Origin of the sequence: Pectobacterium brasiliense (genome assembly GCF_016950255.1) — a bacterium.
GTDB lineage: Bacteria > Pseudomonadota > Gammaproteobacteria > Enterobacterales > Enterobacteriaceae > Pectobacterium > Pectobacterium brasiliense.
The window spans coordinates 589737-615408 of record NZ_JACGFN010000001.1 but is presented as its reverse complement, the minus strand read 5'-3'; the positions used below and the strand labels follow the sequence as shown (position 1 = coordinate 615408).

Genomic DNA, 25672 nt, shown 5'->3' with positions numbered 1-25672 from the left:
AGCGAATGACCACGATGTCCAAGCAAGTTGAAACAAAAATCAACCCGATTCTGGCCTCCTCGACACAAAGCATCGAGGCCTATCAGGAAGCGATTACGCAGAGTAGCCAAGCCGTCATGCAGTGGCTGCAACAGCCTGAAATGTATCAGGGCAAAACCGTTGCTGAACTGCGTGAGCGCATCACGCTGGATTTTAATCCGCAGGGCCTGGGTAACCAGGCCGCTATCGAACGTGCGATTGAGTACTTTTTGAAAGACAGCCTGTCGGTGCATCACCCACAGTGCGTCGCTCACCTGCACTGCCCGAGTCTGGTGGTCAGTCAGGCGGCGGAAGTCTTGATTAATGCCACGAACCAGAGCATGGACTCTTGGGATCAAAGCCCGTCAGCGACCATCATTGAGATGAAGCTGATTGAATGGCTGCGTACTCAGGTTGGCTATCAGTCTGGCGATGCGGGCGTGTTCACCAGTGGTGGCACTCAGAGTAACCTGATGGGGCTGATGCTGGCGCGTGATGCCTTCTTTGCCCGTCAGGGACATTCGATCCAGCAAGATGGCTTGGTTGGTAACCTGAAGAAAATTAAAGTGTTCTGTTCTGAAAATGCCCATTTCTCGGTGCAAAAGAACATGGCTTTACTGGGTCTGGGTTATCAATGCGTTACGTTGGTAAAAACCGATCGCTTCGCGCGGATGGATCTGAACGATTTAGCGGAAAAAGTGGCGCAGGCCAAGGCTAACGGCGAACAGATTCTGGCGATTGTGGCGACGGCCGGTACCACTGACGCGGGTGCGATCGATCCTTTACGAGCAATTGCAACACTGGCGGCAGAACATCAGATTTGGGTACACGTTGATGCAGCCTGGGGCGGCGCACTGCTGCTGTCCGAGAAGTATCGCGATTATCTCGACGGTATTGAATTGGTGGATTCCATTACGTTGGATTTCCACAAACAATTCTTCCAGACCATCAGCTGCGGCGCTTTCTTGTTGAAAGAAGCGCGTCACTATGAGCTGATGCGCTATCAGGCAGCTTACCTGAACTCTGAGTTCGATGAAGCGCAGGGCGTCCCTAACCTGGTGTCGAAATCATTGCAGACGACGCGTCGTTTTGATGCGCTGAAACTGTGGATGGGTCTGGAAGCATTGGGCCAACAGCAGTACGCGGCAATCATCGATCACGGCGTTACGCTGGCGCAACAGGTTGCACAGTATGTGGATGAACATGCCTCGCTGGAATTGGTGATGCAGCCACAGCTGGCAAGCGTTCTGTTCCGCTTCCGCCCGCAACAGCTGGCGACAGCGGATGACGCGACTATTGCACTGCTTAACCAACGTATTGGCGATGCCTTGCTGGAATCAGGTCGTGCCAACGTAGGTGTCACCGAATTTAACGGTGTTACTTGCCTGAAACTGACGTTGCTGAACCCAACGGTTAGCCTGGAAGATGTTAAAGTTCTGCTGGATCTGGTTGAAAGCACGGCACAGCCTCTGCTGACCGCGTAATTCCTCTGCTTTACTGCATCGTGAAAAGCCGATAACAATAATAGGTTATCGGCTTTTTTATTACTGAGTTTTCTGACCGAATTATTGCACCGGCATACGGAATAAATAGAAACGTTAGGATAGATGAATAAATGACATCACAAAAAGCAACGCTAATAGGGTTAATTGCGGTCGTGCTGTGGAGCGCGATTGTCGGGCTGATTCGGAGCGTGAGTGAAGGATTCGGCGCCGTCGGCGGCGCGGCGATGATCTATACGTTAAGCTCGGTGATGCTATTAATGACGGTGGGTTTTCCTAAGATAAAAACCTTTCCAGTATCCTACCTCATCACCGGCAGTATTCTGTTTGTCTGCTACGAACTGTGTCTCTCCCTCTCTCTTGGCTATGCCAACAACAGCACGCAGGCAATAGAAGTCGGCATGGTTAATTACCTCTGGCCGAGCCTGACGATCCTATTATCCGTATTGGTTAATCGGCAAAAAACCAGTCTGGTTATTATCCCCGGCATGTTGCTTGCCATCACGGGGATTGGCTGGGTATTAGGCGGTGATGAAGGTTTATCGTTGAGCAGTATTATGAATAACCTCTATAGCAATCCATTAAGCTATGGGCTGGCTTTTGGCGGGGCAATTATCTGGGCGATTTACTGCGCGGTGACAAAGAAAATCGCTAACGGCGCGAACGGTATTACCCTCTTCTTTATTCTGACGGCATTAACGTTATGGGCTAAATATCTACTCGCTCCTCAACCTGAATTTATTATCAGCACACCCGTTATTATCAGTTTGATTCTCGCCGCTGGCGCTATGGGGTTTGGTTACGCGGCGTGGAATATCGGTATTCTGCACGGTAATGTCACCGTTCTGGCAACTGCGTCTTATTTCATTCCCGTTATTTCCGCTGCGCTTGCAGCATTTATTCTCAACTCGACGTTAACCGTGGCCTTCTGGCAAGGTGCGGCAATGGTCAGTCTGGGATCGCTGCTGTGTTGGTGGTCAACCCGCTCCGCTACATTGAAAAACGTCTCGGAACAGGCCAATTAATGCGCCCGGATGCGGGGAAAATTAATACGAATATCCCGGCTTTTTCGGCAACGTGTCCAACTGCGGTTTGATGAACGGGTCGTAAACGTCATCTTTCCAGCGCTCCGGCTGGATTTCGTTTAACGCGACAGAAAGCGATTCGTCGGAAGAACCGAAATGCTTCTTCAGGACCGAAGCAAGATCTTCCGCGACGGCTTTCTTCTCTTCTTCAGACAGATTCCTTGGGAAGTGTTTGACATCAATATGGGGCATGGAATGGTCCTTTTCAGTGATGAAACAGCACGTTGGTTAAGATAGCCAGTTAGTTAAGATAGCTAGTGTGCATGAAGACAGTATGTCGCACAAATAACATCATGTTCTCAGATATTACCTCCGCGCGTATGACATTCGCCAAACGGCTAAATGCCGTATAGGCAGCAATGCACCCTATTGTTACCGTAGCCCATAGAATGACGGCCCCTCACGGGTAACATTAATAGGGAGAATCCAACATGCGGCACTTGAACTATCTCTGGGTTGCTTTTCTCACCATATTTTTTGCCACATCCCTTTCTCTGTCAGCGGCAACTCAAACGCTGACGCCATCCGAAATTGAAGCATTCAATACGCAGATCGCTAACGCACAGCGTATTGATGCAACCCTCTCCATCAAAGGACAGTGCTATACCGACAAGGACGCAGAATTTCAGGCTAATAGTAATGGATTGCAGGAAACTGCGGGTGAATTGCACGCCCAGAAACAGAAATTAGCTACCGAGTTAGAGCGTGCAGCATTTGCCGCTAAGGAGTTTTCCAACCGTTTCGAAATGGCATCGAGGGAACGGCATGATCTGGAAAACCAGATGCAGGAAATCAAGCATCAAATTCATGCAAGAGAGGCTGAACTTGACAATTGCAAACATCAGTTTGGTTTTTTGGGTTTCATGTGTGACTTTGCCGGAGAAATTACGGGCCTGAACGGGGATTTGCGTAGGCTGGAGGGCGCAAGGAAGGAAATCGACATTCGGGCCTCCGCAGCCAAAGAACGGTACGAGGCAGCACGCAATGAAAATAATCAGGCTGAAGTACGGTTACATGAAAACCAGATGAAGTCTGAGCAAAACAGCGCTGATATTGCGGCAGTCGAAAACAAGATCGGCATGCTCAAAGTCTTATTAGCCGAGATCAGAAAGCTCAAACAGGATAACGCCACCCTACTCGCCAGGTTTACCGACTCTATTGCGGAACTTAACGGTCTCGACCCAGCCTCAGACCGGCGGTTCATTGTAAATCGCCTGCGCCAAGAATCTGAATCGTTGAATGTTTTACTGCTTAAGTCTCAAGAATTGCTCGACATAAACGGCCTGCAACTTCCGGGTGGCGAGCGTATCTGCACAAACTAACCTTTTTGCTGAATCTGAGGAGAGAAACATGGCTGCTGAAAATAAAATCATCAGTATCGAGTTCGATGTCAATAAACGTATTGACGCCCAAGTCGAGGAAATTCTGGACAGTAATAATGTGGCGTTGCCTGATGTTAACCACCCTCTGGTTGAGGATTACATCAGGAGGATTGAGGGCACCTATGACGTTTCCCGATCCAAGGAAGACACCGATAACGCTATCGATTTGCTTTATATCGCCTACAACACAACGCCCCAGGAAGAAGGAAAGATCAGGGTTGAGATTGATAAGTTGATGAGTCGCCTGATTGCGGCTCAGCAGGAAAGCGAACAGAAAATGCGCGGCGCGTCGACGGATGCTGAACGGATTCTCAAATTATTACGCACCCTGTTCAGTGACTGGGCGGAGGCCCGTGACAGCAATGACCCTCAGGATCTGCAAGATTTCATTGGCGAGGATTTAGTGGATCTGGCTAAAGAAATCAAGAAACGGGCTGAGCGGGTCAGTGCCGATTTGACAAAGATCGCGAATACCTACGATAGCATTATTGACGATACCACCAAGACGACACAGCAGGGAGAGCTGGCGCTATCTGCGCGTTTGAAAAATAAGGAAAAGATAGAAAAAGAAATTGCTGAGAACAATGCACAACGCGAAAAACTGGACAGCCTGGTACAAGACCTGCAAAACGATATCGCCAAGTATGAAAAAATGGCGAACGAATATAAATCGCAAGCAGAAACGGCTGAGGATCGCGCTTTTATCATGTCTATCGTGAGCGTCGGCGCACAGATGATTTCATCCATGGTTCCGGCAATTACCGCTGGCATCACAGGGGTCGCCACGGGAGGCGCATCGCTGGTTGCCGCCTCAGTCAACTCTACGGCACGGCAGTTGATCAATGCGGAAACTGCGACAGAAGAGAACGACACAACAGCGAAGGCAATAGAAACTAAGGGAAAAATTGCTGACAAACGTACCGAAAAAACGACCGCTGAGCGTGAAAAAGCTGAGCTGGAGAAGAAGAATCAGGAGCTGACGGCCGAAAAGGAAAAAATTGAAGAGGACGAACAGATCGATGCAGACGCGAAAGCGGTGCAGCTGGAATCTCTCGATAATAGAATCAAAGACAACAGTGCAGAAATCAAAGAAAAGGTCAGCAAGATTTCGGCGGCAGAAACCGCGCTGAAAGCCTTAAATGCCGCGCTGGATTCCCTTGGCGATAACATGGGAAGAATGGCAGAGAAACAAGAAAAACAGGCGACGGGTCTCCGCGACATGCAGATGAAAATGCTGGAAAAGGTCGAGGCTTATGAAAAAGAGAAACGTACCCAAGCTGCGGAATTGGTAAAAATCAACGCTCTGCTAAAGGGACAACGAACCGAAGAAGAAACCATTCAACTGGCGATCCAGTCTCTAGGTCTGAGCCTTAAAGCGCTGAAGCGGATGCGTGAAATTATTGTCGAAATCTCTTTTTTCTTCAAAACGTTTGCGAATTTCATGCAGAGCGTCGTAGAAAGTTCAACCGAGCAGTCAGACCTGCTCCAGAAAGCGCTCGATCGGAATCAACCGACGAAAAGTTTCACTAAGCGCATCAAACGGAACACAAATGATTTCTTCATCACTCAAACGGCTGAATGGCAGGCCGTTGGCATCGTGTCAGCCAAGTTTGTGGATAACTTCAAAGACGGTTGGAGCAAGCTGAATAAATTGAGCGGCACGTACCTGACTGGTGATGAACTGAAATCCTATCTCAGTACCTCGGCAAGCCAGATCGAGGATATCGCCTTCAAACGTAAGCAGGCCGCATCGGCCAAACTGGAAGAACTAAACCGGTATCGCGATCGCATACAGTCGAAAGCGTAAATCAACCGAGTGGATAGATAACTGTACGTCCACACGGTATCTATATCAATATGAAGGAGTTCATAAATGGCAATTAGCGATAATGACTATAACCGGGCTCGCGCGATCCTCATCGCTGCGGGAAGTAATTCGGCGCGAGCTTCACACGAAAAACACACGCAAGGTACAGGCTCTCCCGATGGCCATGGGCAGAGTCTGTTGAGAGGCTCACGAGATGAATTTCGTACTGCAGACAGAGGCAAACCTAATCTTCAGTCGGAAATGACGCAGGTTCATTACAATGCGATTCATGCTGCCGCCCAACAAATGGGTATTCCGAATTGGTAGTTAGGCGAATGTGAAGATGCAAAACCATTGCCCTTATACCTGCCTCATCCTGAGGCAGGTATTTCAGTTAGCAGTTCAAACAGCGTCCGCTGATGTTCATCAGCCTGCCGAAAAATAGCCAGATCATTATATTATTGGTGAAGATACAAATTGCTTCCTATCCTTAAAGTGTGATTATGGTCACAGTCATCAATACCACGAACACAACGCCTCACTGACAAATACACGCCCTTTCTGACTAACGTTAATCGCCATCGTGACACTCTGTTTATGTTTATCCACGAACATGGAGAACCCATGCAAACGCGTAATACGAAACTGATTATTTTCAGCGATCTCGATGGATCGTTGCTCGATCATGAGACTTATCGGTGGGATGCCGCGCAACCGTGGCTGACGCTGCTAGCGAACGAAGCAATTCCGTTGATTATCACCACCAGTAAAACGGCGGCTGAAGTTGAGCCCTTACGGCGTGCGCTCGGGCTGGAACCGTACCCCTATATTGCGGAAAACGGTGCCATTGCCGTGCTGCCGCCAACATGGCAATCACATCCTGATTATCCAAGGAAGAGAATTGGTGCAGGGTATTCCGTTATCCGCACTCAGCTGGAATCGCTGCGCGCATCCGGTTTCCGCTTCAAAGGCTTTGGCGATATGAGCAGTACGGAAATAGCAGAGATGACGGGATTAGACGCGCAAGACGCCCAGCGGGCGCAGCAGCGAGAAGCCACTGAACCGCTGCTGTGGTTGGATGAGCAAAATGCCCTACCGCGTTTTTGCCAGTTATTGGCAGAGGCGGGTCTGGCTCTGACCCAAGGTGGTCGCTTTTATCACGCCATGAGTGCCCAAACGAGTAAGGGATTTATGCTTAACTGGATAAAAACACAGTACATCGAGAAATACGGTACTGACGTCAAAACGCTTGGGCTGGGCGACGGTCCGAACGATATATCTCTGTTATGCGCAGTAGACTATGCCGTATTAATTAAAGGAAAGGGAAATCAAATGGTTAACCTGCCTGAGTCGTACAGCGGCGAGCAATATTGCACGCAGAAGTCAGGGCCTCAAGGCTGGAGTGAAGGACTGGATCATTTTATTGGCAACGAGTATTTCTCGGCACGACATAGCCACAAGAGAGTATGGGGAGCATAGGATGAGCGAATTTTATCAAGATGGCATCATTACCAATTTTCACAATCTCACTCAGAGAAGCACGGAAGAGTTGGAGTCTGAACTCCAGGTATTTTCCGAGCAAAACAGTATAGGGCTGATTCTGCCATCGCTGTACTCTGAGCTGGAAGGCCCCGCGCTGAGCCACATTGTCGATCAGCTGTCTCAGGTGTCTTACCTTGGCGAAATTGTGATTGGGTTGGATCGCGCCGATCGGGAGCAGTTTCTTTACGCCCGGAAATTCTTTTCTCGCCTGCCGCACCGACATCGCATTTTGTGGAACGATGGCCCGCGCCTGAAAGCGCTCAGCGACGAGCTGGCAGAAAAGTCACTGGCACCGGAGGAACCCGGCAAGGGGCGGAATGTCTGGTTTTGTGTCGGTTACACGCTGGCATCGCGTCGTTCTGATTGTGTCGCGCTACACGATTGTGACATTGTCACCTATGACCGTGCGATGCTGGCTCGCCTACTCTATCCCGTGGCGAATCCGCACTTCAATTACGACTTCTGCAAAGGTTATTACGCCCGTGTTGCAGAGGGAAAACTGAATGGCCGCGTGGGGCGTCTGCTGGTCTATCCGTTACTGAAATCGCTGCAAAAGGTCTACGGCAATTCTGACTATCTGGATTACATGCGCAGTTACCGCTATCCGCTTTCCGGCGAGTTTGCGATGCGCACCACCATTCTGAACAACCTGCGTATTCCTGGCGATTGGGGACTGGAAATTGGCGTGCTGTCAGAAATTTATCGCGGAACCGCCACTCGCCGCATTTGTCAGGTTGATATCGCCGATCGCTACGACCATAAACATCAGCCGATGTCTGAAGACGATCCTAACGCGGGATTGCAGCGTATGGCAGCTGACATTACAAAAGCGCTGTATCGCAAACTGGCTATTCTCGGCGTGAATATCACCACGGACTCTTTTCGCGTCCTGCGGGCGACCTACTATCGTACCGCGCTTGATATGATCGATGCTTTCGAGCATGACGCACGTATGAACGGCCTGACTTTCGACCGTCATAAAGAGGAGTCGGCGGTGGAGTTATTTTCTGATGTCATCACTTTTGCTGGTCATGCCTATAGCGATGTCCTGGGTGATAAACCGTTTGTGCCGAGCTGGAACCGCGTGCAGTCTGCGTTTCCCGATATCCTTGAGCGGTTGTATGCGGCGGTAGAAGCCGACAATCAGGAAACGTGATGCCTTCCGCTGTGTACTCGCTATCTCATAGGGCAAACGCATCATGATGCATCATTACTTGCGTCATGATGGATCGCTTGCATAAGTAATTCATATCATTCGATTTAATCACTCAATAAATCAACCAATTTTTCTTACCTTTAATCGGCACGTCAGAAAGTGCAGAATTTCCCGCCTGGCGGGCATGTCTGTCGTAAGAAAATATTATTTCACCTATTTGACAAGGTATTAGCGTTCAATCGATTAATGAAGTTGGCGCGTTTTGTGCTTTAGCTCTCCTGTCATTATGTAACTAAGGAGAGTGTTTTGATGAATTTTTTAATCAATGAAAGCGACGTGTTAAACCCAAAACGCAGAGCATTATTAAAACTTTCTGGCGCCCTGCTGGGAACGGCGGCGGTAGCAACAGGGTTAAGTTCGCGGGTTTTTGCCGAGACTCAACCGGAGAACGCTGCATTTACCGCACCGTCGGCCACTAACCCAATCCGTATTAACTTCAATGAAAATCCTCTCGGTATGTCGCCCAAAGCACAAGCCGCCGCGCGCGAAGCTGTTGTGAAAGCCAACCGCTATGCAAAGAATGAAATTTTACTGCTTGGCAATAAGCTGGCGGCGCATCATCAGGTCGAGTCCCCTTCCATCTTGTTGACGGCCGGATCGTCCGAAGGTATTCGAGCAGCAATCGAAGCCTACGCATCGCTGGATGCACAGTTGGTGATTCCTGAATTAACCTACGGTGACGGCGAGCACTTCGCCAAAATTGCCAGAATCAAGGTGACGAAAGTCAAGATGCTCGATGGCTGGGCCTTCGATATTGAAGGACTAAAAGCCGCCGTGGCAGGTTACAGCGGTCCTTCCATCGTTTATCTGGTCAATCCGAATAACCCAACGGGAACAATCACGCCGGCGGATTTCATCGAACCGTGGATTGCCAGCAAGCCAGCCAATACGATGTTTATCGTCGATGAGGCTTATGCCGAGTTCGTCAATGACCCGCGCTTTCGCTCAATTTCACCGATGATCACGCAGGGTGCAGAGAACATTATTTTGCTCAAAACGTTCTCCAAAATACATGCTATGGCCGGTATGCGCGTTGGGTATGCCGTCGCCCATCCCAAAGTTATTGCACTGATGGGACGGTATGTTGCGGGCGAAAAAATCAACTTTAGCGGCGTAGATGCCGCATTGGCCTCCATGGACGATGCGGCATTCATTACCTACAGCAAAAAGAGTAATGATGTGTCACGTCAAATCCTGCTGAAAGCGCTGGATGACCTGAAACTGCCTTACTTACCGTCAGAGGGAAATTTTGTTTTCCACCAGTTGGTCGTGCCGCTGAAGGATTACCAAAAGCATATGGCAGATGCGGGCGTACTGATTGGCCGCGCGTTTCCTCCGGCGGATAACTGGTGTCGTATCTCGTTAGGAACACCGCAGGAAATGCAGTGGGTCGCGGATACCATGCGCGAATTCCGTAACAAGTACTGGATTTAATCCTTCGTCATATCCACCTTACCGCACCGCTGTGGCCGACATTCGCCTCTCGTTCTGAGGGGCGATGATGTTTGAACCGTATCGTTGAAACCGGAGTAACGCTTGACCCACGGGGAATTGCGCGGCTAAATGATCGCATGCCTTTCATTATTTATATTGATATCAGGCACAAGCAAAATATGAAAACGGTCAGGGAGAAATAAGAGCATGATTATTTTTGTTACCGGTGCAACGGCTGGGTTTGGTGAGTCAATTACGCGTAAATTCATTAGTGCAGGCCATAAAGTGATCGCGACCGGCCGCCGTCAGGAACGTCTGGATGCGCTAAAGGCCGAACTGGGCGATGCGCTGTATCCGTTAAAACTGGATGTGCGTGACCGTCAGGCGATTGAACAAGCTGTTGCTGCCCTGCCAGCCGAATGGCGGACAATTGATGTGCTGGTGAACAACGCCGGACTGGCGCTGGGTCTGGAGCCTGCGCATAAAGCCTCGGTAGACGATTGGGAAAACATGATCGATACCAACAACAAAGGGCTGGTGTTCATGACGCGCGCGCTGCTGCCCGCCATGGTGGAACGTAATATCGGTCACGTCATCAATATCGGTTCTACCGCAGGAAACTGGCCATATGCAGGCGGTAACGTGTACGGTGCCAGCAAAGCGTTCGTGCAGCAGTTTAGCCTGGGATTACGTGCCGATCTGTCTGGTACCCGAATCCGCGTAACGAATATCGAACCGGGCTTGGTCGGTGGAACGGAGTTCTCGACCGTGCGCTTCAAAGGTAACGACGACAAAGTCAGTAAAACCTATGACAACACGACGCCGCTGACGGCTGAAGATGTGTCTGAAGCCGTTTTCTGGGTAGCCACCCTGCCAGCACACGTCAATATCAATACGCTGGAAATGATGCCGGTCAGCCAGTCTTTTGCTGGGTTAAGCGTACACCGCGAAGGCTAATTATTACTGAAACACCAGAATTAAGGGCATGAACGCTGTTTCATGCCTTTTTCTATAGCGTCACACACCGGAGTTTGCCAGATACTGCGTGTTTCCAGATACTGAGTGGTTATAGTGCCGTTGAAGCGAAGGATGTATACTTCTTGTTATAGGTAACCTTCCTTTTTGCACAACGCGCGGAGGTTACAGGGAACGGCGGTCATCTTTTGTTGTCTATCGCTTGCCGTGCGCTTTATCGTTCTGCGGCACCGGCGTTTGTTTTTATCATTCGTTCTGTCAAGGTGAAACATGAACCACTACTCTTTTTCTTCTTTGATTCGGGCCTTCATCCCGCTTTCTTTGGTTATCGTTTCCGCTGCATGGCAGCCTGCTGCACTGGCAGATACGCGCCACATCATTGTTGATTCCGGCGACAGCGCGTTATCGAAAGAAGCCGCGCGTCAAAGCAAAGAGCAATGGGACTCAACCCGCTCACTGCGTAATAAAGTGAACAACCGCGTTGAGAAAGAATTCGATAAAACGGAAAAAGCGATTGATGGGCGTGAAAAATGCAACGCCAGCTATAACGTCAATGCTTACTGGGAAAACACGACAGAACGCTGCCTCGACCGCCGCAGTGGCCGCCCCGTTACCCCCTGATTTTTCACCCACGCCTTCTGGCGTGGGTTTCCCCTTTTCTCTTTGTAGTGCAGAAAAATGGTGCAGCAAAAAATAGTACAGCACATTTGCCTGCACCCTAGGCTGACATCACCGTTAAACTCAACGATTATCGCTATATCGAACCAACACGCATTTTTATCCAAATGGAGTGCATCAGGATGAATATGGATCTCGTGCCGTTACTTTCACGCCCTTTTCACATCAAACTGTGGGGCGTGTTTATCATGTGCCTCTTGGTCAGTTCGTGTGCAAGCACCTATCCGAAGACGGATAACATCACGGCTATCACCAATGACAATGGGACGCTTATCGCTGAGTCCGATACTTACGTTTATAAATTCTCCGACGCCCGCGCTCAAAAAGAGTATCAGGACTATTACGCATTTTTTCGTGATTATAAAGACATCATCACTGGCGTGAGGGTCGATTTCTCTCTCCGTAATGGCCTGGTTTATGCGAGGTATAAAAACGTGATTGATACTCGCCGATTGACCAATGCGCAGGAAGTCGACTTACGTGAGCTCTACGCGGCGAACATTCCCACGACAAATGGGAAAGGTGAAGTCACATTTAGCGCGAACGGCACATTTAGCAAGAAAGAAGGCTCATTGGTCAGCCCGACAACACAGGGACGCCTGCCGCAGCCCATTCCGGTGGTGATCAACAGCAGTGATAATTCCGGCAAAGAGGTGCTGCTTGCTCCCCTCATGATTCCAGCCGTTGTCCTTTTCCCACTATTTATGATGTATGGCTGCGCTACCGGGCCCTGCGTTTAACCTTCTCCGGGCCATCGTTGATGGCCTGATTTCGCGGCTTTTTCGCGTTATCGTCATCGTTTGATATACTCAAAGAGACTTTTTTCAGAGAAAAGGATCAAAAGATGAAAAAAACCGTCATTTTTGGTGCCGCATTATTCCTGATTGCTCCGTTGGCTGCACAGGCATCTTGCGAGAGCGTGAAAGCAGATATTGCCCAGAAAATCATCGCCAATGGTGTACCAGAGTCCGGTTTTACGCTGGATGTTGTTCCTAACGATCAGGTGAATCAGGCCGGTGGTCAGGTGGTTGGTCACTGCGAGAGTGATACTCACAAGATTGTTTACACCCGCCATGCTGAGGGCGACGCCAATACGGAAAGTGCGCCAGCGCCAGCAGAAGGTCAACCGACGACCACACCGTAACGCTTCCTATGGATGTTCAAAAGGCGCTTTCGCGCCTTTTCTTTTGCCTTATTTTTGTCTGGTTTCAGCCTGTCCCGGCCGCTGGCTTGCCGGGATCATTCTGGCGGAAAGCAGCGTGATAGCCGCGATCAGCGCAGAAACGATAAATACGCCGTGGATAGACGAGGCGACTTGCGATGCCAGCATATCGAGCTGGTTTACGCTCAGCAGGATACGCTTGGCGGGATCCATCAACGTCTGGAGTGGATCGCTCACTTCCGGCAATCGCCAATGCAGACCGATGTTCAGCGTCGCGCCAAGAATTGCCGTTCCCAGTGCGGAACCCAGCATGCGGGTAAACATGGCAGAGGCCGTTGCAATGCCGCGGATGGAGTAGTCCACCGAGTTTTGTATCGATACCAGAAACGTTGTGCTACTTAGCCCCATTCCTGAACCGATCAAAAATGCCGCGAGCCGCGCCCACATCAGGTTGCTGTCCGGTTGAACGGTTAGCAGCGTCAGACTGCCGATAATCAGCACAATACCACCGAGCATTGCCGTAAATCGGTAAGAGGTCCACAGCATTAAGCGCCCGCTCAGCGTGCTGGCCAGCGGCCAGCCAATCGACATCATCGCCAGTATACTGCCAGCTTCCAGCGGCGTTTTCCCCATAACGCCCTGGATAAACGTTGGCAAAAAAGCGCTCACCCCCATCATGGCGGCCCCGACGACCAATCCACCGAGGTTACCGGCAATAATGACCCGATTGCGCCACAGTGCCAGCGGAAATAGCGGCTCCGGCGTGCGCTTTTCCTGTCGAACTAACAGAATGCCGCCCACAGCAGAGATCGCAAGCAATGGGATCACCCAGTAGCCAAACACCTCAGCCTGTAGCAGCGCCATCAGCAAACTGGCGACGGATATAATCAGATAGAACGCCCCCATCCAGTCCAACTGATGCTGGCGCACGGCATTCACCGTCGGCAGATAACGCGCCAGCAGGAAGATGGAGAACAGCCCAATCGGCACGTTGACCCAGAAAACCAGCGCCCAGTTGAAGTGTTGCACGATAAACGCCCCCAGTAGCGGGCCGATAATCGCGGAAAAGCCCCACACGCTGGACAAATAACCCTGTATTTTCGGGCGCTCGGTCGAGCTATACACATCAGCAACAATGGTGAAGGCAATCGGCGTAATCGCGCCCGCACCCAGCCCTTGCAAGGTGCGGAAGACGATCAACCAGCCCATCTGCGTCGAGAATCCGCACAAAATCGACCCTAACAGGAACACGATCATACCGAAGAAGAATATCCTTTTGCGGCCATACAGATCGGCTAATCGGCCATAAATTGGAATACTGATCGACTGCGTCAGCAAATAACCCGCAAAGACCCAGCCTAATAGGGAAAATCCGCCTAAATCCGCGATGATGGTGGGCAGCGCGGTGGCGACAATCGTCACTTCAATCGCGGCCGTGAACATCGCCAACATGCAGGCAATTAAAATCCAATGGCGATGTGGGACAGGTGTTTGCTGCTGGTTATTCTCTGTTTTCATTATATTTTCAGGATAAGAAGAAAAACTGCCTGTGAGTATAACAGGTGGCGTGGCGGAGAAAATTTATTCCCGCAGAGAAGCGGGAATAGAAGACGAAAGAAATTAGTAACTGACAGCAGAAAGATCGATATAAGACGAGAGATCACGCTGTTCGGCGCGCGGCAAGTAAGGCAGTTCACCCAGCTGTGGTGCCGGAATTTTTTTCCGCAGAACGTGAATGATTTCTGCGTAATTCGCCAGTCCGGGGTTAATACGGTTAGCGACCCAGCCGACCAGCGGCAAGCCATCGTTGATGATCGCCTGCGCGGTCAGCAGCGCATGGCTGATGCAGCCCAGTTTGATGCCAACAACCAGCACGACGGGCAGTTGTTCCTGCACCACCCATTCGGAATACGGACGCAGATCGTTCATGACGGTTCGCCATCCGCCTGTCCCTTCAACCACCACGATATCCGTCGTCTCGCCCATGTGGCGCAGGCCTTGCGTCATCGTGCAGTAATCAATGGTTCCTTCACTGGCGCTGATTTCATCTTCCCGCAGTGCGATAGGGTTAACCATGTTATAGGGCAATTCGAGCGTCGAGGCCGCCTGTAGCAACAGTGCGTCTTTATTACGCAGGCCCGCTTCCGTTTCTTCGCACCCTTTTGCTATCGGTTTGTAGCCCGCAACCGATTTGCCCGCCAGCGCCAGTTTTTGCAGTAGCGCCTTGGATACCACCGTTTTGCCAACGGCGGTATCAGTACCAGTGACAAAAATACGTTTCAACATGGGATAACTCCAGACCACCTGAATACCAAAAAACAAGCACAGCTAAAATGCTTTCCAAGCGTGAAAGTCTAGGCTATGCCTCATTCAGGCAGTTTGCGTTAGCGCAATGTTTTGTTGCTCTACGCCTTTATGGTTATCCCTGTAGCAGTTTAACCAGCAGCGATCCGTTATAGAGCGCGTCTTTTACCAGTGCCGCTCCGGGCATCGTGCCCTGATTGTAGAATTGGGTCGCTTCCACCTGAATGTTGTGGCTATAGGGGGGGAATGATTGCTGTTGAATACAACCTAAAATGGCGGGGTGTAAAATGCTGGCCGCTTTATTCAGAGGGGAGCCCACCAGAATTTTATCGGGATTAAAGAGATTCACCATGATGGCGACTATACGGCCTACGTTATGGCCGACATCGTTAATGATATCTTTGGCTAACTGATCGCCCTTGAGCGCGGCGTCACACAGGTTCTCAACGCTAAGCGGTGAACCGTGCAGGAGCGAACTCATCGAGGTATTCATGCGCTGTTGCGCCAGCTCCAGCATATTTTCCGTGCTGGCGACGGTTTCCAGACAGCCGTGATTGCCGCAATAGCAACGCTTGCCATAAGGATCGACCTGCGTGTGCCCGATCTCGACCAGATTTCTACTCCCGGCGTGCAGAATACGGCCACCAGTAATCACGCCCGCGCCGACGTTATGGTCGATCACCACCTGAATTACATTTTGACAATCGCGCGATGCGCCGTATAGCGCTTCGGCCATCGTCCAGGCGCAGATATCGTGCTGCAAATACACGGGCAACCCCGTGCGCTGTTCTAGCGCTGGGCCAATCGCCATTTCCTCAACGTCATAAAACGGCATCCGGTGAATGATGCCCTTGCTGGCATCAATCATGCCCGGCGCGGTAATGGCGATTGCGGTTAGTCGCTCCAGTCGCTTTTGGTGGCGAATAAAAAACTGGTCGATTTCATTCAGAATACGCTCAAGCAGCGGCTGTGACGACGTAGCGGGAAGCGGGATTTCCTCTTCCACAACCAGCTTGCTGCTGAGATCGCGCAGCGCCAATAACAAAGTATTGTGGCTGATGCGTGCTGAAAGATAGTGCCAGGCTTCGGTATCCAGAATCAGGCCGATTGCGGGACGCCCTCTGCTGCCCACATCCTGGTATTCAGTTTCCTGCACCAGATGGGCTTCCAGCAGTTCGCGGACAATTTTAGTAATACTGGCGGGCGCGAGCTGAGCGCGTTTGGACAGTTCGATACGTGATATCGGGCCGTACTTATCGATCAACCGATACACTGCACCGGCATTCATTTGTTTGATTTGATCGATGTGTCCTGGTTGACCGTCGGCTATCACAAACCTGGCTCCTACTCATTCGCATTATTGCTGGCACTGCTGTTGAAAAATTTATCTTTATTATTGCGGCATGACTATTTTTCACGCTGCAAAATAAAAAAACTGCGGGTATGGTGGGGCTTTTCACTAAACTCGTCAAATATTTGATTCGTTATGTGATTTAGTCCGCATATTTTAACGCTTATCCGCCCAGCATCAGCGACATCAGCACTTTCGCGGCAGCACTTTGCGGCTGATGTCGTGCCGTCACCAGCCAAACTTCCGTTGTGGCGTCCTCTTCTTCAAGCAGCAAATATTTCACGCCATCGACCCGAATACGCAAAAACGACGCAGGCAAGATGGACACGCCCAATCCCGCGGATACCAGCCCGACGATGGTCATCGCCTCGCCCACTTCCTGCGTAATGTAGGGGCTGATGCCATAGCGTTTCAGCAGCGTGAGCGTATCGTCATACAGCGCCGTTCCAACCGCGCGCGAGAAGAAAACGAATGGCTCATTTGCCAACTGTGTGATGTTGATTGCTCGTCCTGCGTCCTGCTGTGCTAACGGATGGGATTCCTGTACGACAGCGATCAGCGGTTCACGCAGCAACAACTGATGATCAAGCGCGTCAGGCAACGGGTTATTGCGCATAATGCCGATATCGAGCTTACCGTTCAGCAGCGGTTCAATTTGCTGCTTGGTGTTAAGCTCCATCATCTGAATATGCACTTCCGGGTATGTTTGGCGAAAACGCAGCAGGCTGCTGGAGATCTTTTTGATAAACGGTGCGGACGAGGTAAAACCGATGGTTAATTCCCCAATTTCGCCGCGTTGAATGCGGGACGCCCGTTCCGCCGCCTGATCAACCTGACTGATAATCGACCAGGCCTCTTTCAGGAACATCTCGCCTGCTGGCGTGAGCTGGACATTTCGGTTGTTGCGCGCCAACAATTTCGCCCCCACCTGTTCCTCCAGAATCTGAATCTGTTGGCTCAGTGGCGGCTGAGAAATGCGTAATCGTTCTGCGGCTCGGCCAAAATGCAGCTCTTCCGCGACCGCAATAAAGTAACGAAGGTGACGTAGTTCGATATTCATACTTTAAACATATCAATCATGATTATTAATATATTATACAAAATAATATCACTCTTCTATGATCCTCACATTGTTGTTTTACGCCCGATTTACCCTTTCCGGTAAGGAATTATTGTGAGTAACCTGCCATCTTCTGCATCGAACGACTGGCCTCTTTCTACGGCCGACGATGCGGATGATATTGCCCCGAAACATTCTGGTAAAACGCCTTATATCACGCGTGGTACGCCGCAATTTATGCGCGTCACACTGGCGCTGTTTTCTGCCGGGTTAGCAACGTTTGCCCTGCTGTATTGCGTTCAACCGCTGCTGCCGGTGCTCTCTCAGGATTTCGGGATTTCTCCGGCGACCAGCAGTCTGTCGCTTTCTGTCTCAACGGTGATGCTGGCGTTTGGGCTGCTGTTTACCGGACCACTCTCTGACACCATCGGCCGTAAGAATGTCATGGTCGTATCCTTGATGCTGGCCGCGATCTGTACCGTGATTTGCGCATTTATGACCAGTTGGAACGGCGTATTGGTCATGCGGGCCATGATGGGTCTGTCGCTAAGCGGCGTCGCGGCTGTCGCCATGAGCTACCTGAGTGAAGAAATTCACCCCAGTGTGCTGGCATTTTCGATGGGGTTATATATCAGCGGTAACTCAATTGGCGGCATGAGTGGACGTTTGGTCAGCGGGGTCTTAACGGACTATTTCCCGTGGCGAGTCTCAATCGGTACGATCGGCGTACTGGCGCTCATTGCCGCGATAACATTCTGGCGTATTCTGCCGGAATCACGCCATTTCCGACCCGGTTCGCTGCGTCCAAAAACGCTGCTGCTGAATAGCAAACTGCACTGGCGCGATGCGGGCTTGCCGCTGCTGTTCCTTGAGGGATTTTTGCTAATGGGCGCATTCGTTACCCTGTTTAACTACATTGGGTATCGGTTGCTGGCTCCGCCGTATTTACTCAGTCAGGCGGTGGTTGGTTTACTCTCCGTGGTTTATCTCACCGGAAGTTACAGCTCGCCAAAAGCCGGAGCATTAACGGCTCGCTACGGACGCGGCCCCGTGCTGAGCATTGCGATTCTTCTGATGTTAGCGGGACTGGGGGTGACGGCACTGAGCCCGCTCTTCGCGATCTTTGGCGGGATGATGCTCTTTACCGCCGGTTTCTTCGCCGCCCATTCGGTAGCCAGCAGTTGGATTGGCCAACGGGCGCGGCGCGCGAAAGGTCAGGCATCATCCATGTATCTCTTTTCTTACTATCTGGGTTCCAGTCTGGCCGGCACGCTGGGGGGATTCTTCTGGCATTCATTCGGTTGGATGGGGATTACAACGTTTCTGAGCGCCCTATTACTTCTCGCGCTGGTAGTTAGCCTGATACTCAAACATCGCCTTTAAACGCCTTTCTTACCGGAGTTTGCCTGAATCAGGTAAACTCCGCGTTGTTTCCACTCTCACCCTCCATGCCCCGTCAACCCTGCTTGAAATAATACCGATCACGATTGCTGAAGCGTTCATTTATCAGTATAAAGATAAGTATGTTGTAATTAAAATGGCTTTTGCTATGAACCGCTATACGCTAATCGATCGCATGAACCACTGCTTCCAAACGCTAGAGAAGAAACTTGCGCTGATGCAGCAACAGTTTGCCGAGTATCGGCTTCTGGCCGGGCGCGTCTATTCCCTTCCCCATGTGGAAAAAGGAACGGAGCACGATCCTATCGAGCATATCGCCGTTACGCAGTACGTTGGACAAGAGGCGCGTGATAAAGGGCTAGTGCATTTTCAGCGACTGTTCATTCACCACTACCCGGAAACGCTCAGCAGTAAAAGCGCTATACGCTTGCCGGGCGCACTCTGTTTTTCCGTCAACGCCGCGCAGTATCAGCAAGCACAGTTGCTCATTGCGGAAATTAACGCACTGAAAAAAGAGCTGGAACAGATTATTACCGTCGAGTCGGGGCTAGAGCCGGAACAGCGCTTTGAGTTCGTCCACTCGCATTTGAAAGGATTGATCACGCTTAGCGCTTATCGTTCGCTGACGCTCATAACGAATCCGGCGTCAGTCCGTTTTGGCTGGGCGAATAAGCACGTCATCAAAAATATGACGCGTGTCGAGCTGCTGGAGAAACTCACCAAGAGCCTGAATGCGGCAAAGCATACGACGCCGTATACCAAAGCTCAGTGGGTTGAACATATCGAGCAAGAAATTGACGCGGTATTGTCGCTGCAGGAAGACGCCATTTTGAAAATTAAACGCCCGGTCAAAGTACAGCCTATCGCCCGCGTGTGGTATCCCGAACAGCAGAAACAGGTTCAGCATCCCTGCCCGTCTCCCCTGCTTGTGCTTTGTCAGCAAGAATCCGGCGGCGAGATCCCCATTATCGGTGAACTCAATCCTTATGACGCCAACAACATCAAGCATAAACACAAACCGAAAGCGGCTGAACTTCGCCTGCTCATCCCGCGTTTGCATCTGTATACCGATGCGCCGGAATAAAAAAGAAAAAGCCTGCGGGTAAACACCGGCAGGCTACGGGATAAAACGCTGACTATCGTGCCATTACTTTTTCAGGCTACCGACCATCTCTTCCGGTCGAACCCACTCATCAAACTGTGCTTCGGTTAGGTAGTTCAGTTTGAGCGCGGCTGCCTTCAGCGTCAGCCCTTCTTTATGTGCTTTTTTGGCAATTTCTGCCGCTTTGTCATAGCCAATGTGCGTGTTCAGCGCCGTCACCAGCATCAGCGATTCGTTCAGCAACTGATTGATGCGATCGCGATTCGGTTCGATCCCCACCGCACAGTGCTCATCGAAGCTCTTCATGCCATCAGCCAACAGACGAATTGATTGCAGGAAGTTATGAATCACCATAGGACGATACACGTTCAGCTCAAAATTACCGGATGCCCCGCCGATATTCACGGCGACATCGTTGCCCATCACCTGGCAGCACAGCATCGTCAGCGCTTCACACTGGGTCGGGTTGACCTTGCCTGGCATGATGGAACTGCCCGGTTCGTTTTCAGGAATACTCAGTTCGCCGATACCACAGCGCGGGCCAGACGCCAGCCAGCGCACATCGTTAGCAATCTTCATTAACGATGCGGCCAGCCCCTTCAAGGCACCGTGTCCGTGAACCAACGCATCACAGGTCGCCAGCGCTTCGAATTTATTCGGCGAGGTCACAAACGGTTGACCGGTCAGTTTCGCCAGTTCTGCTGCCACGCGCACCGCATATTCGGGATGCGTGTTTAGCCCTGTTCCAACCGCCGTACCGCCCAGCGCCAGCTCACAAATGTGTGGCACGCTGTTTTCGATATGCTTCAGGTTATGCTGCAACATCGCAGCCCAGCCGGAGATTTCCTGCCCCAGCGTCAGCGGCGTGGCATCCTGTAAATGCGTACGGCCGATCTTGACGATATCCTTAAACTGCTCAGCCTTTGACGCCAACGTGGCATGTAGCGCTTTCAGTTCAGGAATCAGATGTTCGTTGATCGCGACGACAGCGGCGACATGCATCGCAGTCGGGAAGACGTCGTTGGAACTCTGACTTTTGTTGACATCGTCATTGGGGTGAACCAGACGATTGTTGCCCCGCTCTCCCCCCAGTAATTCGCTGGCGCGGTTAGCCAACACCTCGTTCATATTCATGTTGCTTTGCGTGCCAGACCCCGTCTGCCAGATCGCTAACGGGAATTCCCCAGCATGCTGGCCAGCCAACACTTCATCCGCTGCCTGAATAATCGCATTTCCCCGTTCGGCAGGCAGCAGCGTGAGATCCATGTTGACGCGCGCCGCCGCACGCTTGGTTTGCGCCAGCGCATAAATCAGCGCCTGGGGCATTTTCTCTTCAGAAATACGGAAGTGTTCCAGCGATCGCTGTGTCTGTGCGCCCCATAAACGTTCAGCAGGCACATCAATCGGTCCCATTGAGTCTTTTTCACTACGCGTCGTGCTCATTATCTTTCCTCCTTAAAACACACATTCAAATAGTAGAAGACATCGAATCACATCGCTGGGCCTATTCTGATAACACTCACTGGCCTTATCACGCTTATTGGTCGACTAACACTGTCTGGCATCGCGCTACATAAAACATTACCATGAAGCGAAGAAGATGCAGTGTATTCATAATCACTCAAGTAATTAACAGCTAGCATCACAGAAATTAACAATTAATGTAATAGCAGGGAGCCGACATGCAAAAAATGCTCAATTGCGTCCAGCACTACGCCTGGGGCAGTAAACACGCCTTAACTGAGCTATATGGCATTGATAACCCTAACGATTTACCGATGGCGGAACTTTGGATGGGTGCCCATCCTAAAAGCAGTTCGGCGATTATTGATGAAAAAGGCAACACCCGCAGCCTGCGAGAAGTGATTGCCGAAGACGCGAACGCTCATCTTGGCGCAACGATCGCGCAACGTTTTGGCGAATTGCCCTTTTTGTTTAAGGTATTGTGCGCGGAACAGCCGCTTTCAATTCAGGTTCACCCCAGTAAATCGTCGGCAGAACAAGGCTTTGCGAAAGAGAATGCCGCTGGCATCCCGCTCGATGCGGCCGAAAGAAACTACAAAGATGCCAATCACAAACCGGAATTGGTCTACGCATTAACGCCCTTTCAGGCTATGAATGGGTTCCGAGAATTATCTGAAATTGTGCAGTTGTTGGAGCCAGTTGCCAGCGCACATCCGTCCATCACCGCGTTTTTACAACAGCCCGATGCGAAGAATCTCGCTATGCTGTTCACCAACCTGTTAAGTATGGAAGGTGAGCAAAAATCCCGTGCGCTCGGCGTTTTGAAGGCCGCGCTAAATAGTCAAAATGACGAGCCGTGGGCGACCATCCGCGCAATCACACAATACTATTCCGATGACAGCGGATTGTTCTCCCCGCTGCTGCTGAACGTCATTACGCTGCAACCCGGCGAAGCCATGTTCCTGTTTGCGCAAACGCCGCATGCTTATCTGAAAGGCGTGGCATTAGAAGTCATGGCGAACTCAGACAACGTGCTGCGTGCCGGGCTAACGCCGAAATACATTGATATTCCAGAACTGCTGGATAATGTCGTGTTCGAAGCCAAACCTGCAAACCAGTTGCTGACGACGCCACATCGTCAGGGTAACGAACTCAGTTTCCCGATTCCTGTTGAAGATTTCGCTTTTTCGCTGCACGAACTGAGCCAGAGCCCGCAGACGCTCAGCCAGAATAGTGCCGCCATTGTATTTTGTATTGACGGCCATGCCGTCCTGCAAAAAAATGAGCAGCGGCTCTCGCTACGTCCGGGAGAATCTTGCTTTATTTCCGCTAGTGAGTCACCGATAACGGTTGAGGGACAGGGGCGTCTCGCTCGCGTATTTAACCGATAACTTGTTCCATACGCTGCGGTTACCTATGGGGATGTTGCCAGCGTTTCGCGTTGAAAACGCGCATTTTTTTACTAAAGGATGAATAAAAATGAAAAAGTCGTTAGTCGCCGTAGGCGTTATTGTTGCTCTGGGTGCCGTCTGGACCGGTGCATCCTGGTACACCGGCAAACAGGTGGCTCAGCAAATTGATGGCTTTACCGATACGCTGAATACCAAGCTCAAGCAAGCCTACCCGAACGCGGGCCTGAAAGTCGTCTATCGCGACTATAAGGGCGGCGTATTCAGCAGCACGCTATCCTATGTGCTGCAAGCAGATGGTTCGATAGGCACAGCAGAAGGCGCGAAGATCCTTGCGCCCGGTGAAGAGCTCGTCTTCAACGAAACCGTATCTCACGGGCCATTCCCGCTGGCACAGCTTAAGAAGTTCAACCTCGTCCCTGCAATGGCGTCTGTCCATACCGAGTTGGCCAACACACCCGCCGTCAAAGACTGGTTTGAGCTGACGAAAGATAAGCCATTCTTTACGGCCGAAACTCGCGTCGCTTACAGCGGTGATACGCAGTCACTCGTTACGCTGGCCCCTATCGATCATCAGTCGCCAGAACAGAAATTTTCCTTCAGCGGCGCGGAAGCCTTGGTGGATATTGGGCACGACCTGCGCAGCAGCAAGCTGGATACCACCATCAGCAGCGTGAAGATGGAAAGAAAAAATGCCTGGGGCCAAACAGAGAACGTCGATCTCACCGATTTCTCGATCAAGGGAACCAATCAAAAAGGCAAATTCGATCTTGATTTAGGCGATGGCAACCTGTCCTTTAAAGCGATGACGTTTACCGTAGAAGGCGGAGAACCGGTTACCTTAAACGGCTTCTCTTTGCAAAGCAGCGCAACGGAAGATGACAAGAATCTGGCAGGCAAACTGGCTGTGACGCTAGGCTCGTTAGTTATCGGCGACCGCAACCTGGGATCGGGCAACGTGAATATGTCTATCTCACAGCTTGACGGTGCAGGTACCAAACAGTTCTTCACCGCCTATCAGGAAAAAGTGCAGAAACTGCTGCAGGATCCAGCCGCAATGGATCCCGATACTTATCAGCACGAAATCGCCATGTCTGTTCTGCAATACCTGCCGCAGCTGTTGAAAGGCAACCCAAGCATTGCTATTTCACCGATCAGTTGGAAAAACAGCAAAGGCGAAGGCACGTTCACGCTGGCGCTGGATTTAACCGATCCGTTGCAGAGCACGGATAAAGCGAACGATACCACCCTGTCAGATGAAGAAAAAATCATTCGTCAGTCGGTCAAAAAACTCGATGCCAAGCTCAATGTACCGCTGGATATGCTGGCAGAATTAATGGTGCAGGCGGGGCCGAAACCGGCCAACGATGAAGAGCAAAAGCAGGCGACAGAAATGGCGCAGCAACAAGCGAAGATGATGGCGGACATCGGCCAGATGAATCAGTTGAGCGTCACGAAAGACAACGCGATTACCAGCTCGCTGAACTATGCTGATGGCCAAATTGATTTCAACGGCAACAAAATATCGCTGGCTGATTTCATCGCACCGTATTTCTCCGTTCCAACGGAAGAAGGTGAAGAGTCTCTGCCAGGCGCACCGCAAGAGCCAATCGTACCACCAGCACAATAATTCGGTAGTATTACGCGCTAAGACACACGGTGGCCGCATTTGCAGCCGCCGTTTTTTCTGCCCTACACTTTCTGCTTCATATTGAGATGACACCATGTCCGCGTTGAAATCCTTCATGGAAGCCCATCAGGCTGCGATCTATTTTGTTGCCGTGATAGCAGCAGTGGCAACAGCTTTGGTGCTGCCGGGAACAGAGCAACTGGATATCGTGATTAGTCCGGCGCTGGCGCTGATGCTGTTTGTCACGTTCCTGCAAGTGCCGCTGACCACTATAGGAAAAAGCCTCACTCAGGTCAGATTCATCGGCGCGTTGCTTGCTGCCAACTTCATCGTGATTCCGTTGTTCGTCGCGGCGCTGTTGCCCTTCCTCCCCACCGAACCGCTGGTGAAGCTGGGTATCATATTGGTATTACTCGCCCCCTGTATTGACTACGTGGTGACATTCGCGCATCTGGGGCGTGCAGATGCCGCCCGTCTGTTGGCCGCAACGCCCATTTTATTGATACTGCAAATGTTGGCGCTGCCCTTCTACCTGACGTTATTTCTCGGTCAGGACGCCTCTGAACTTATCGTCTTCGCGCCCTTTATCGACGCGTTTATCTGGTTGATTGCCGTGCCTTTAGCGCTGGCCGCGCTTCTGCAATGGCTAGCGGCGAGACAGCGCACGATGGCAATATTTTCGGATGCATTGAGCTATCTTCCCGTTCCGGTTACCGCTCTGGTGCTGTTTATCGTCGTTGCGGCGGTCATTCCCCAACTGCGCACCACCTGGGCGTCGGTATTACTCGCGGTGCCATTTTATGTACTCTTCGCGCTGCTGGCCCCGCTGCTCGGCTGGTTCACGGGCCGCGTGTTCCGGTTGGATTCAACTGGCGGGCGCGCCGTGGCCTTCAGCGCCAGCACGCGTAATTCTCTGGTGATTCTGCCGCTGGCGTTGGCAATACCCGGCGCACTGCCGCTCCTTCCGGCCGTGATCGTCAGCCAAACGTTAGTAGAATTGCTCAGCGAACTCATTTATATCCGAGCTATTCCTAAGTTGAACGCCCGTGCTACCGGTCAGGAAAAACAGTAACAGATTGTTTTTGCTCAATGATTGTTCAGAGTGATTGAATTTCAGCGGTAACCGTTGGCTATTTACCACGATTTCTTT

23 protein-coding genes are annotated in these 25672 nt (G+C 51.1%); 17 read left to right on the top strand and 6 right to left on the bottom strand.

The features are described from left to right. The first annotated feature begins 5 nt into the window (after positions 1-5). Complete coding sequence (locus H4F65_RS02815) at positions 6-1502, top strand: pyridoxal phosphate-dependent decarboxylase family protein (protein ID WP_010275088.1); 1497 nt, start codon at positions 6-8, stop codon at positions 1500-1502. A gap of 131 nt (positions 1503-1633) precedes the next feature. After that, entirely contained in the window at positions 1634-2545 is a 912-nt protein-coding gene (gene yddG, locus H4F65_RS02810; RefSeq protein ID WP_010275091.1) for an aromatic amino acid DMT transporter YddG, read from the top strand. 21 nt (positions 2546-2566) lie between these two features. On the opposite strand, the gene pptA is transcribed toward yddG, so the two are convergent. Then, positions 2567-2797, bottom strand: a complete 231-nt coding sequence (pptA, locus tag H4F65_RS02805) for a tautomerase PptA (RefSeq protein ID WP_010275095.1) — start codon at positions 2795-2797, stop codon at positions 2567-2569. 239 nt (positions 2798-3036) lie between these two features. Between pptA and H4F65_RS02800 the strand changes: the two genes are divergently transcribed. From H4F65_RS02800 to H4F65_RS02755, 10 genes are all read left to right on the top strand, one after another. Continuing rightward, positions 3037-3927 carry a hypothetical protein gene (locus tag H4F65_RS02800; protein ID WP_010275099.1) on the top strand — a complete coding sequence of 297 codons (891 nt, stop codon included), beginning with the start codon at positions 3037-3039 and terminating at the stop codon, positions 3925-3927. A gap of 28 nt (positions 3928-3955) precedes the next feature. Then, complete coding sequence (locus H4F65_RS02795; protein WP_010275102.1) at positions 3956-5794, top strand: coiled-coil domain-containing protein; 1839 nt, start codon at positions 3956-3958, stop codon at positions 5792-5794. 66 nt (positions 5795-5860) lie between these two features. Further along, positions 5861-6121 (top strand): hypothetical protein, encoded by a 261-nt coding sequence (locus H4F65_RS02790; RefSeq protein ID WP_010275107.1) that lies wholly within the window; start codon positions 5861-5863, stop codon positions 6119-6121. A 297-nt stretch (positions 6122-6418) separates the two neighbouring features. Further along, positions 6419-7273, top strand: coding sequence for a mannosyl-3-phosphoglycerate phosphatase-related protein (locus H4F65_RS02785; protein WP_010275110.1), 855 nt, complete (start codon positions 6419-6421; stop codon positions 7271-7273). A gap of 1 nt (position 7274) precedes the next feature. Further along, positions 7275-8492, top strand: coding sequence for a glycosyltransferase family protein (locus H4F65_RS02780; protein WP_010275113.1), 1218 nt, complete (start codon positions 7275-7277; stop codon positions 8490-8492). 309 nt (positions 8493-8801) lie between these two features. Next, positions 8802-9986, top strand: coding sequence for a pyridoxal phosphate-dependent aminotransferase (locus H4F65_RS02775; protein WP_010275117.1), 1185 nt, complete (start codon positions 8802-8804; stop codon positions 9984-9986). 207 nt (positions 9987-10193) lie between these two features. Further along, on the top strand, positions 10194-10943 hold the full coding sequence (ydfG, locus tag H4F65_RS02770; RefSeq protein ID WP_010275120.1) for a bifunctional NADP-dependent 3-hydroxy acid dehydrogenase/3-hydroxypropionate dehydrogenase YdfG: 750 nt from the start codon (positions 10194-10196) through the stop codon (positions 10941-10943). 288 nt (positions 10944-11231) lie between these two features. Then, a complete protein-coding gene (locus H4F65_RS02765) occupies positions 11232-11582 on the top strand; it encodes a DUF1283 family protein (protein ID WP_010275123.1) in 351 nt (116 codons plus the stop codon). A 179-nt stretch (positions 11583-11761) separates the two neighbouring features. Next, positions 11762-12379, top strand: coding sequence for a hypothetical protein (locus H4F65_RS02760; protein ID WP_010275125.1), 618 nt, complete (start codon positions 11762-11764; stop codon positions 12377-12379). A 104-nt stretch (positions 12380-12483) separates the two neighbouring features. Continuing rightward, entirely contained in the window at positions 12484-12783 is a 300-nt protein-coding gene (locus H4F65_RS02755; protein WP_010275127.1) for a DUF1161 domain-containing protein, read from the top strand. A 48-nt stretch (positions 12784-12831) separates the two neighbouring features. On the opposite strand, the gene H4F65_RS02750 is transcribed toward H4F65_RS02755, so the two are convergent. The 4 genes from H4F65_RS02750 to H4F65_RS02735 form a co-directional block, all read right to left on the bottom strand. Continuing rightward, positions 12832-14319 (bottom strand): MDR family MFS transporter, encoded by a 1488-nt coding sequence (locus tag H4F65_RS02750; protein WP_010275129.1) that lies wholly within the window; start codon positions 14317-14319, stop codon positions 12832-12834. A gap of 102 nt (positions 14320-14421) precedes the next feature. Further along, positions 14422-15087, bottom strand: coding sequence for a dethiobiotin synthase (gene bioD / locus H4F65_RS02745; RefSeq protein WP_010275130.1), 666 nt, complete (start codon positions 15085-15087; stop codon positions 14422-14424). A gap of 133 nt (positions 15088-15220) precedes the next feature. After that, positions 15221-16438, bottom strand: a complete 1218-nt coding sequence (mlc, locus tag H4F65_RS02740; protein WP_010275132.1) for a sugar metabolism global transcriptional regulator Mlc — start codon at positions 16436-16438, stop codon at positions 15221-15223. 181 nt (positions 16439-16619) lie between these two features. Continuing rightward, the gene (locus tag H4F65_RS02735) at positions 16620-17516 is read right to left on the bottom strand and encodes a LysR family transcriptional regulator (RefSeq protein ID WP_010275135.1); all 897 of its coding nucleotides are present in this window, start codon (positions 17514-17516) and stop codon (positions 16620-16622) included. Between the two features lie 114 nt (positions 17517-17630). Between H4F65_RS02735 and H4F65_RS02730 the strand changes: the two genes are divergently transcribed. Both H4F65_RS02730 and tus read left to right on the top strand, forming a co-directional pair. Further along, positions 17631-18899: an MFS transporter gene (locus H4F65_RS02730; RefSeq protein WP_010275138.1), complete on the top strand. Its 1269-nt coding sequence runs from the start codon at positions 17631-17633 to the stop codon at positions 18897-18899. Between the two features lie 166 nt (positions 18900-19065). Continuing rightward, positions 19066-20001, top strand: a complete 936-nt coding sequence (gene tus, locus H4F65_RS02725; RefSeq protein WP_039319556.1) for a DNA replication terminus site-binding protein — start codon at positions 19066-19068, stop codon at positions 19999-20001. A gap of 63 nt (positions 20002-20064) precedes the next feature. On the opposite strand, the gene fumC is transcribed toward tus, so the two are convergent. Next, entirely contained in the window at positions 20065-21462 is a 1398-nt protein-coding gene (gene fumC, locus H4F65_RS02720; protein ID WP_010275145.1) for a class II fumarate hydratase, read from the bottom strand. Between the two features lie 239 nt (positions 21463-21701). On the opposite strand from fumC, the gene manA reads away from it, so the two are divergent. From manA to H4F65_RS02705, 3 genes are all read left to right on the top strand, one after another. Continuing rightward, positions 21702-22874, top strand: a complete 1173-nt coding sequence (gene manA, locus H4F65_RS02715) for a mannose-6-phosphate isomerase (RefSeq protein ID WP_010275148.1) — start codon at positions 21702-21704, stop codon at positions 22872-22874. An 88-nt stretch (positions 22875-22962) separates the two neighbouring features. Continuing rightward, entirely contained in the window at positions 22963-24522 is a 1560-nt protein-coding gene (locus H4F65_RS02710; protein WP_010275151.1) for a YdgA family protein, read from the top strand. 94 nt (positions 24523-24616) lie between these two features. Continuing rightward, the gene (locus H4F65_RS02705) at positions 24617-25594 is read left to right on the top strand and encodes an arsenic resistance protein (protein ID WP_010275153.1); all 978 of its coding nucleotides are present in this window, start codon (positions 24617-24619) and stop codon (positions 25592-25594) included. Positions 25595-25672: the final 78 nt, after the last annotated feature.

Coding starts and splice junctions, on each gene's coding strand:
- H4F65_RS02815 (WP_010275088.1), top strand. CDS start 6: ATGACCACGATGTCCAAGCAAGTTGAAACAAAAATCAACCCGATTCTG.
- yddG (WP_010275091.1), top strand. CDS start 1,634: ATGACATCACAAAAAGCAACGCTAATAGGGTTAATTGCGGTCGTGCTG.
- pptA (WP_010275095.1), bottom strand. CDS start 2,797: ATGCCCCATATTGATGTCAAACACTTCCCAAGGAATCTGTCTGAAGAA.
- H4F65_RS02800 (WP_010275099.1), top strand. CDS start 3,037: ATGCGGCACTTGAACTATCTCTGGGTTGCTTTTCTCACCATATTTTTT.
- H4F65_RS02795 (WP_010275102.1), top strand. CDS start 3,956: ATGGCTGCTGAAAATAAAATCATCAGTATCGAGTTCGATGTCAATAAA.
- H4F65_RS02790 (WP_010275107.1), top strand. CDS start 5,861: ATGGCAATTAGCGATAATGACTATAACCGGGCTCGCGCGATCCTCATC.
- H4F65_RS02785 (WP_010275110.1), top strand. CDS start 6,419: ATGCAAACGCGTAATACGAAACTGATTATTTTCAGCGATCTCGATGGA.
- H4F65_RS02780 (WP_010275113.1), top strand. CDS start 7,275: ATGAGCGAATTTTATCAAGATGGCATCATTACCAATTTTCACAATCTC.
- H4F65_RS02775 (WP_010275117.1), top strand. CDS start 8,802: ATGAATTTTTTAATCAATGAAAGCGACGTGTTAAACCCAAAACGCAGA.
- ydfG (WP_010275120.1), top strand. CDS start 10,194: ATGATTATTTTTGTTACCGGTGCAACGGCTGGGTTTGGTGAGTCAATT.
- H4F65_RS02765 (WP_010275123.1), top strand. CDS start 11,232: ATGAACCACTACTCTTTTTCTTCTTTGATTCGGGCCTTCATCCCGCTT.
- H4F65_RS02760 (WP_010275125.1), top strand. CDS start 11,762: ATGAATATGGATCTCGTGCCGTTACTTTCACGCCCTTTTCACATCAAA.
- H4F65_RS02755 (WP_010275127.1), top strand. CDS start 12,484: ATGAAAAAAACCGTCATTTTTGGTGCCGCATTATTCCTGATTGCTCCG.
- H4F65_RS02750 (WP_010275129.1), bottom strand. CDS start 14,319: ATGAAAACAGAGAATAACCAGCAGCAAACACCTGTCCCACATCGCCAT.
- bioD (WP_010275130.1), bottom strand. CDS start 15,087: ATGTTGAAACGTATTTTTGTCACTGGTACTGATACCGCCGTTGGCAAA.
- H4F65_RS02735 (WP_010275135.1), bottom strand. CDS start 17,516: ATGAATATCGAACTACGTCACCTTCGTTACTTTATTGCGGTCGCGGAA.
- tus (WP_039319556.1), top strand. CDS start 19,066: ATGAACCGCTATACGCTAATCGATCGCATGAACCACTGCTTCCAAACG.
- fumC (WP_010275145.1), bottom strand. CDS start 21,462: ATGAGCACGACGCGTAGTGAAAAAGACTCAATGGGACCGATTGATGTG.
- manA (WP_010275148.1), top strand. CDS start 21,702: ATGCAAAAAATGCTCAATTGCGTCCAGCACTACGCCTGGGGCAGTAAA.
- H4F65_RS02710 (WP_010275151.1), top strand. CDS start 22,963: ATGAAAAAGTCGTTAGTCGCCGTAGGCGTTATTGTTGCTCTGGGTGCC.
- H4F65_RS02705 (WP_010275153.1), top strand. CDS start 24,617: ATGTCCGCGTTGAAATCCTTCATGGAAGCCCATCAGGCTGCGATCTAT.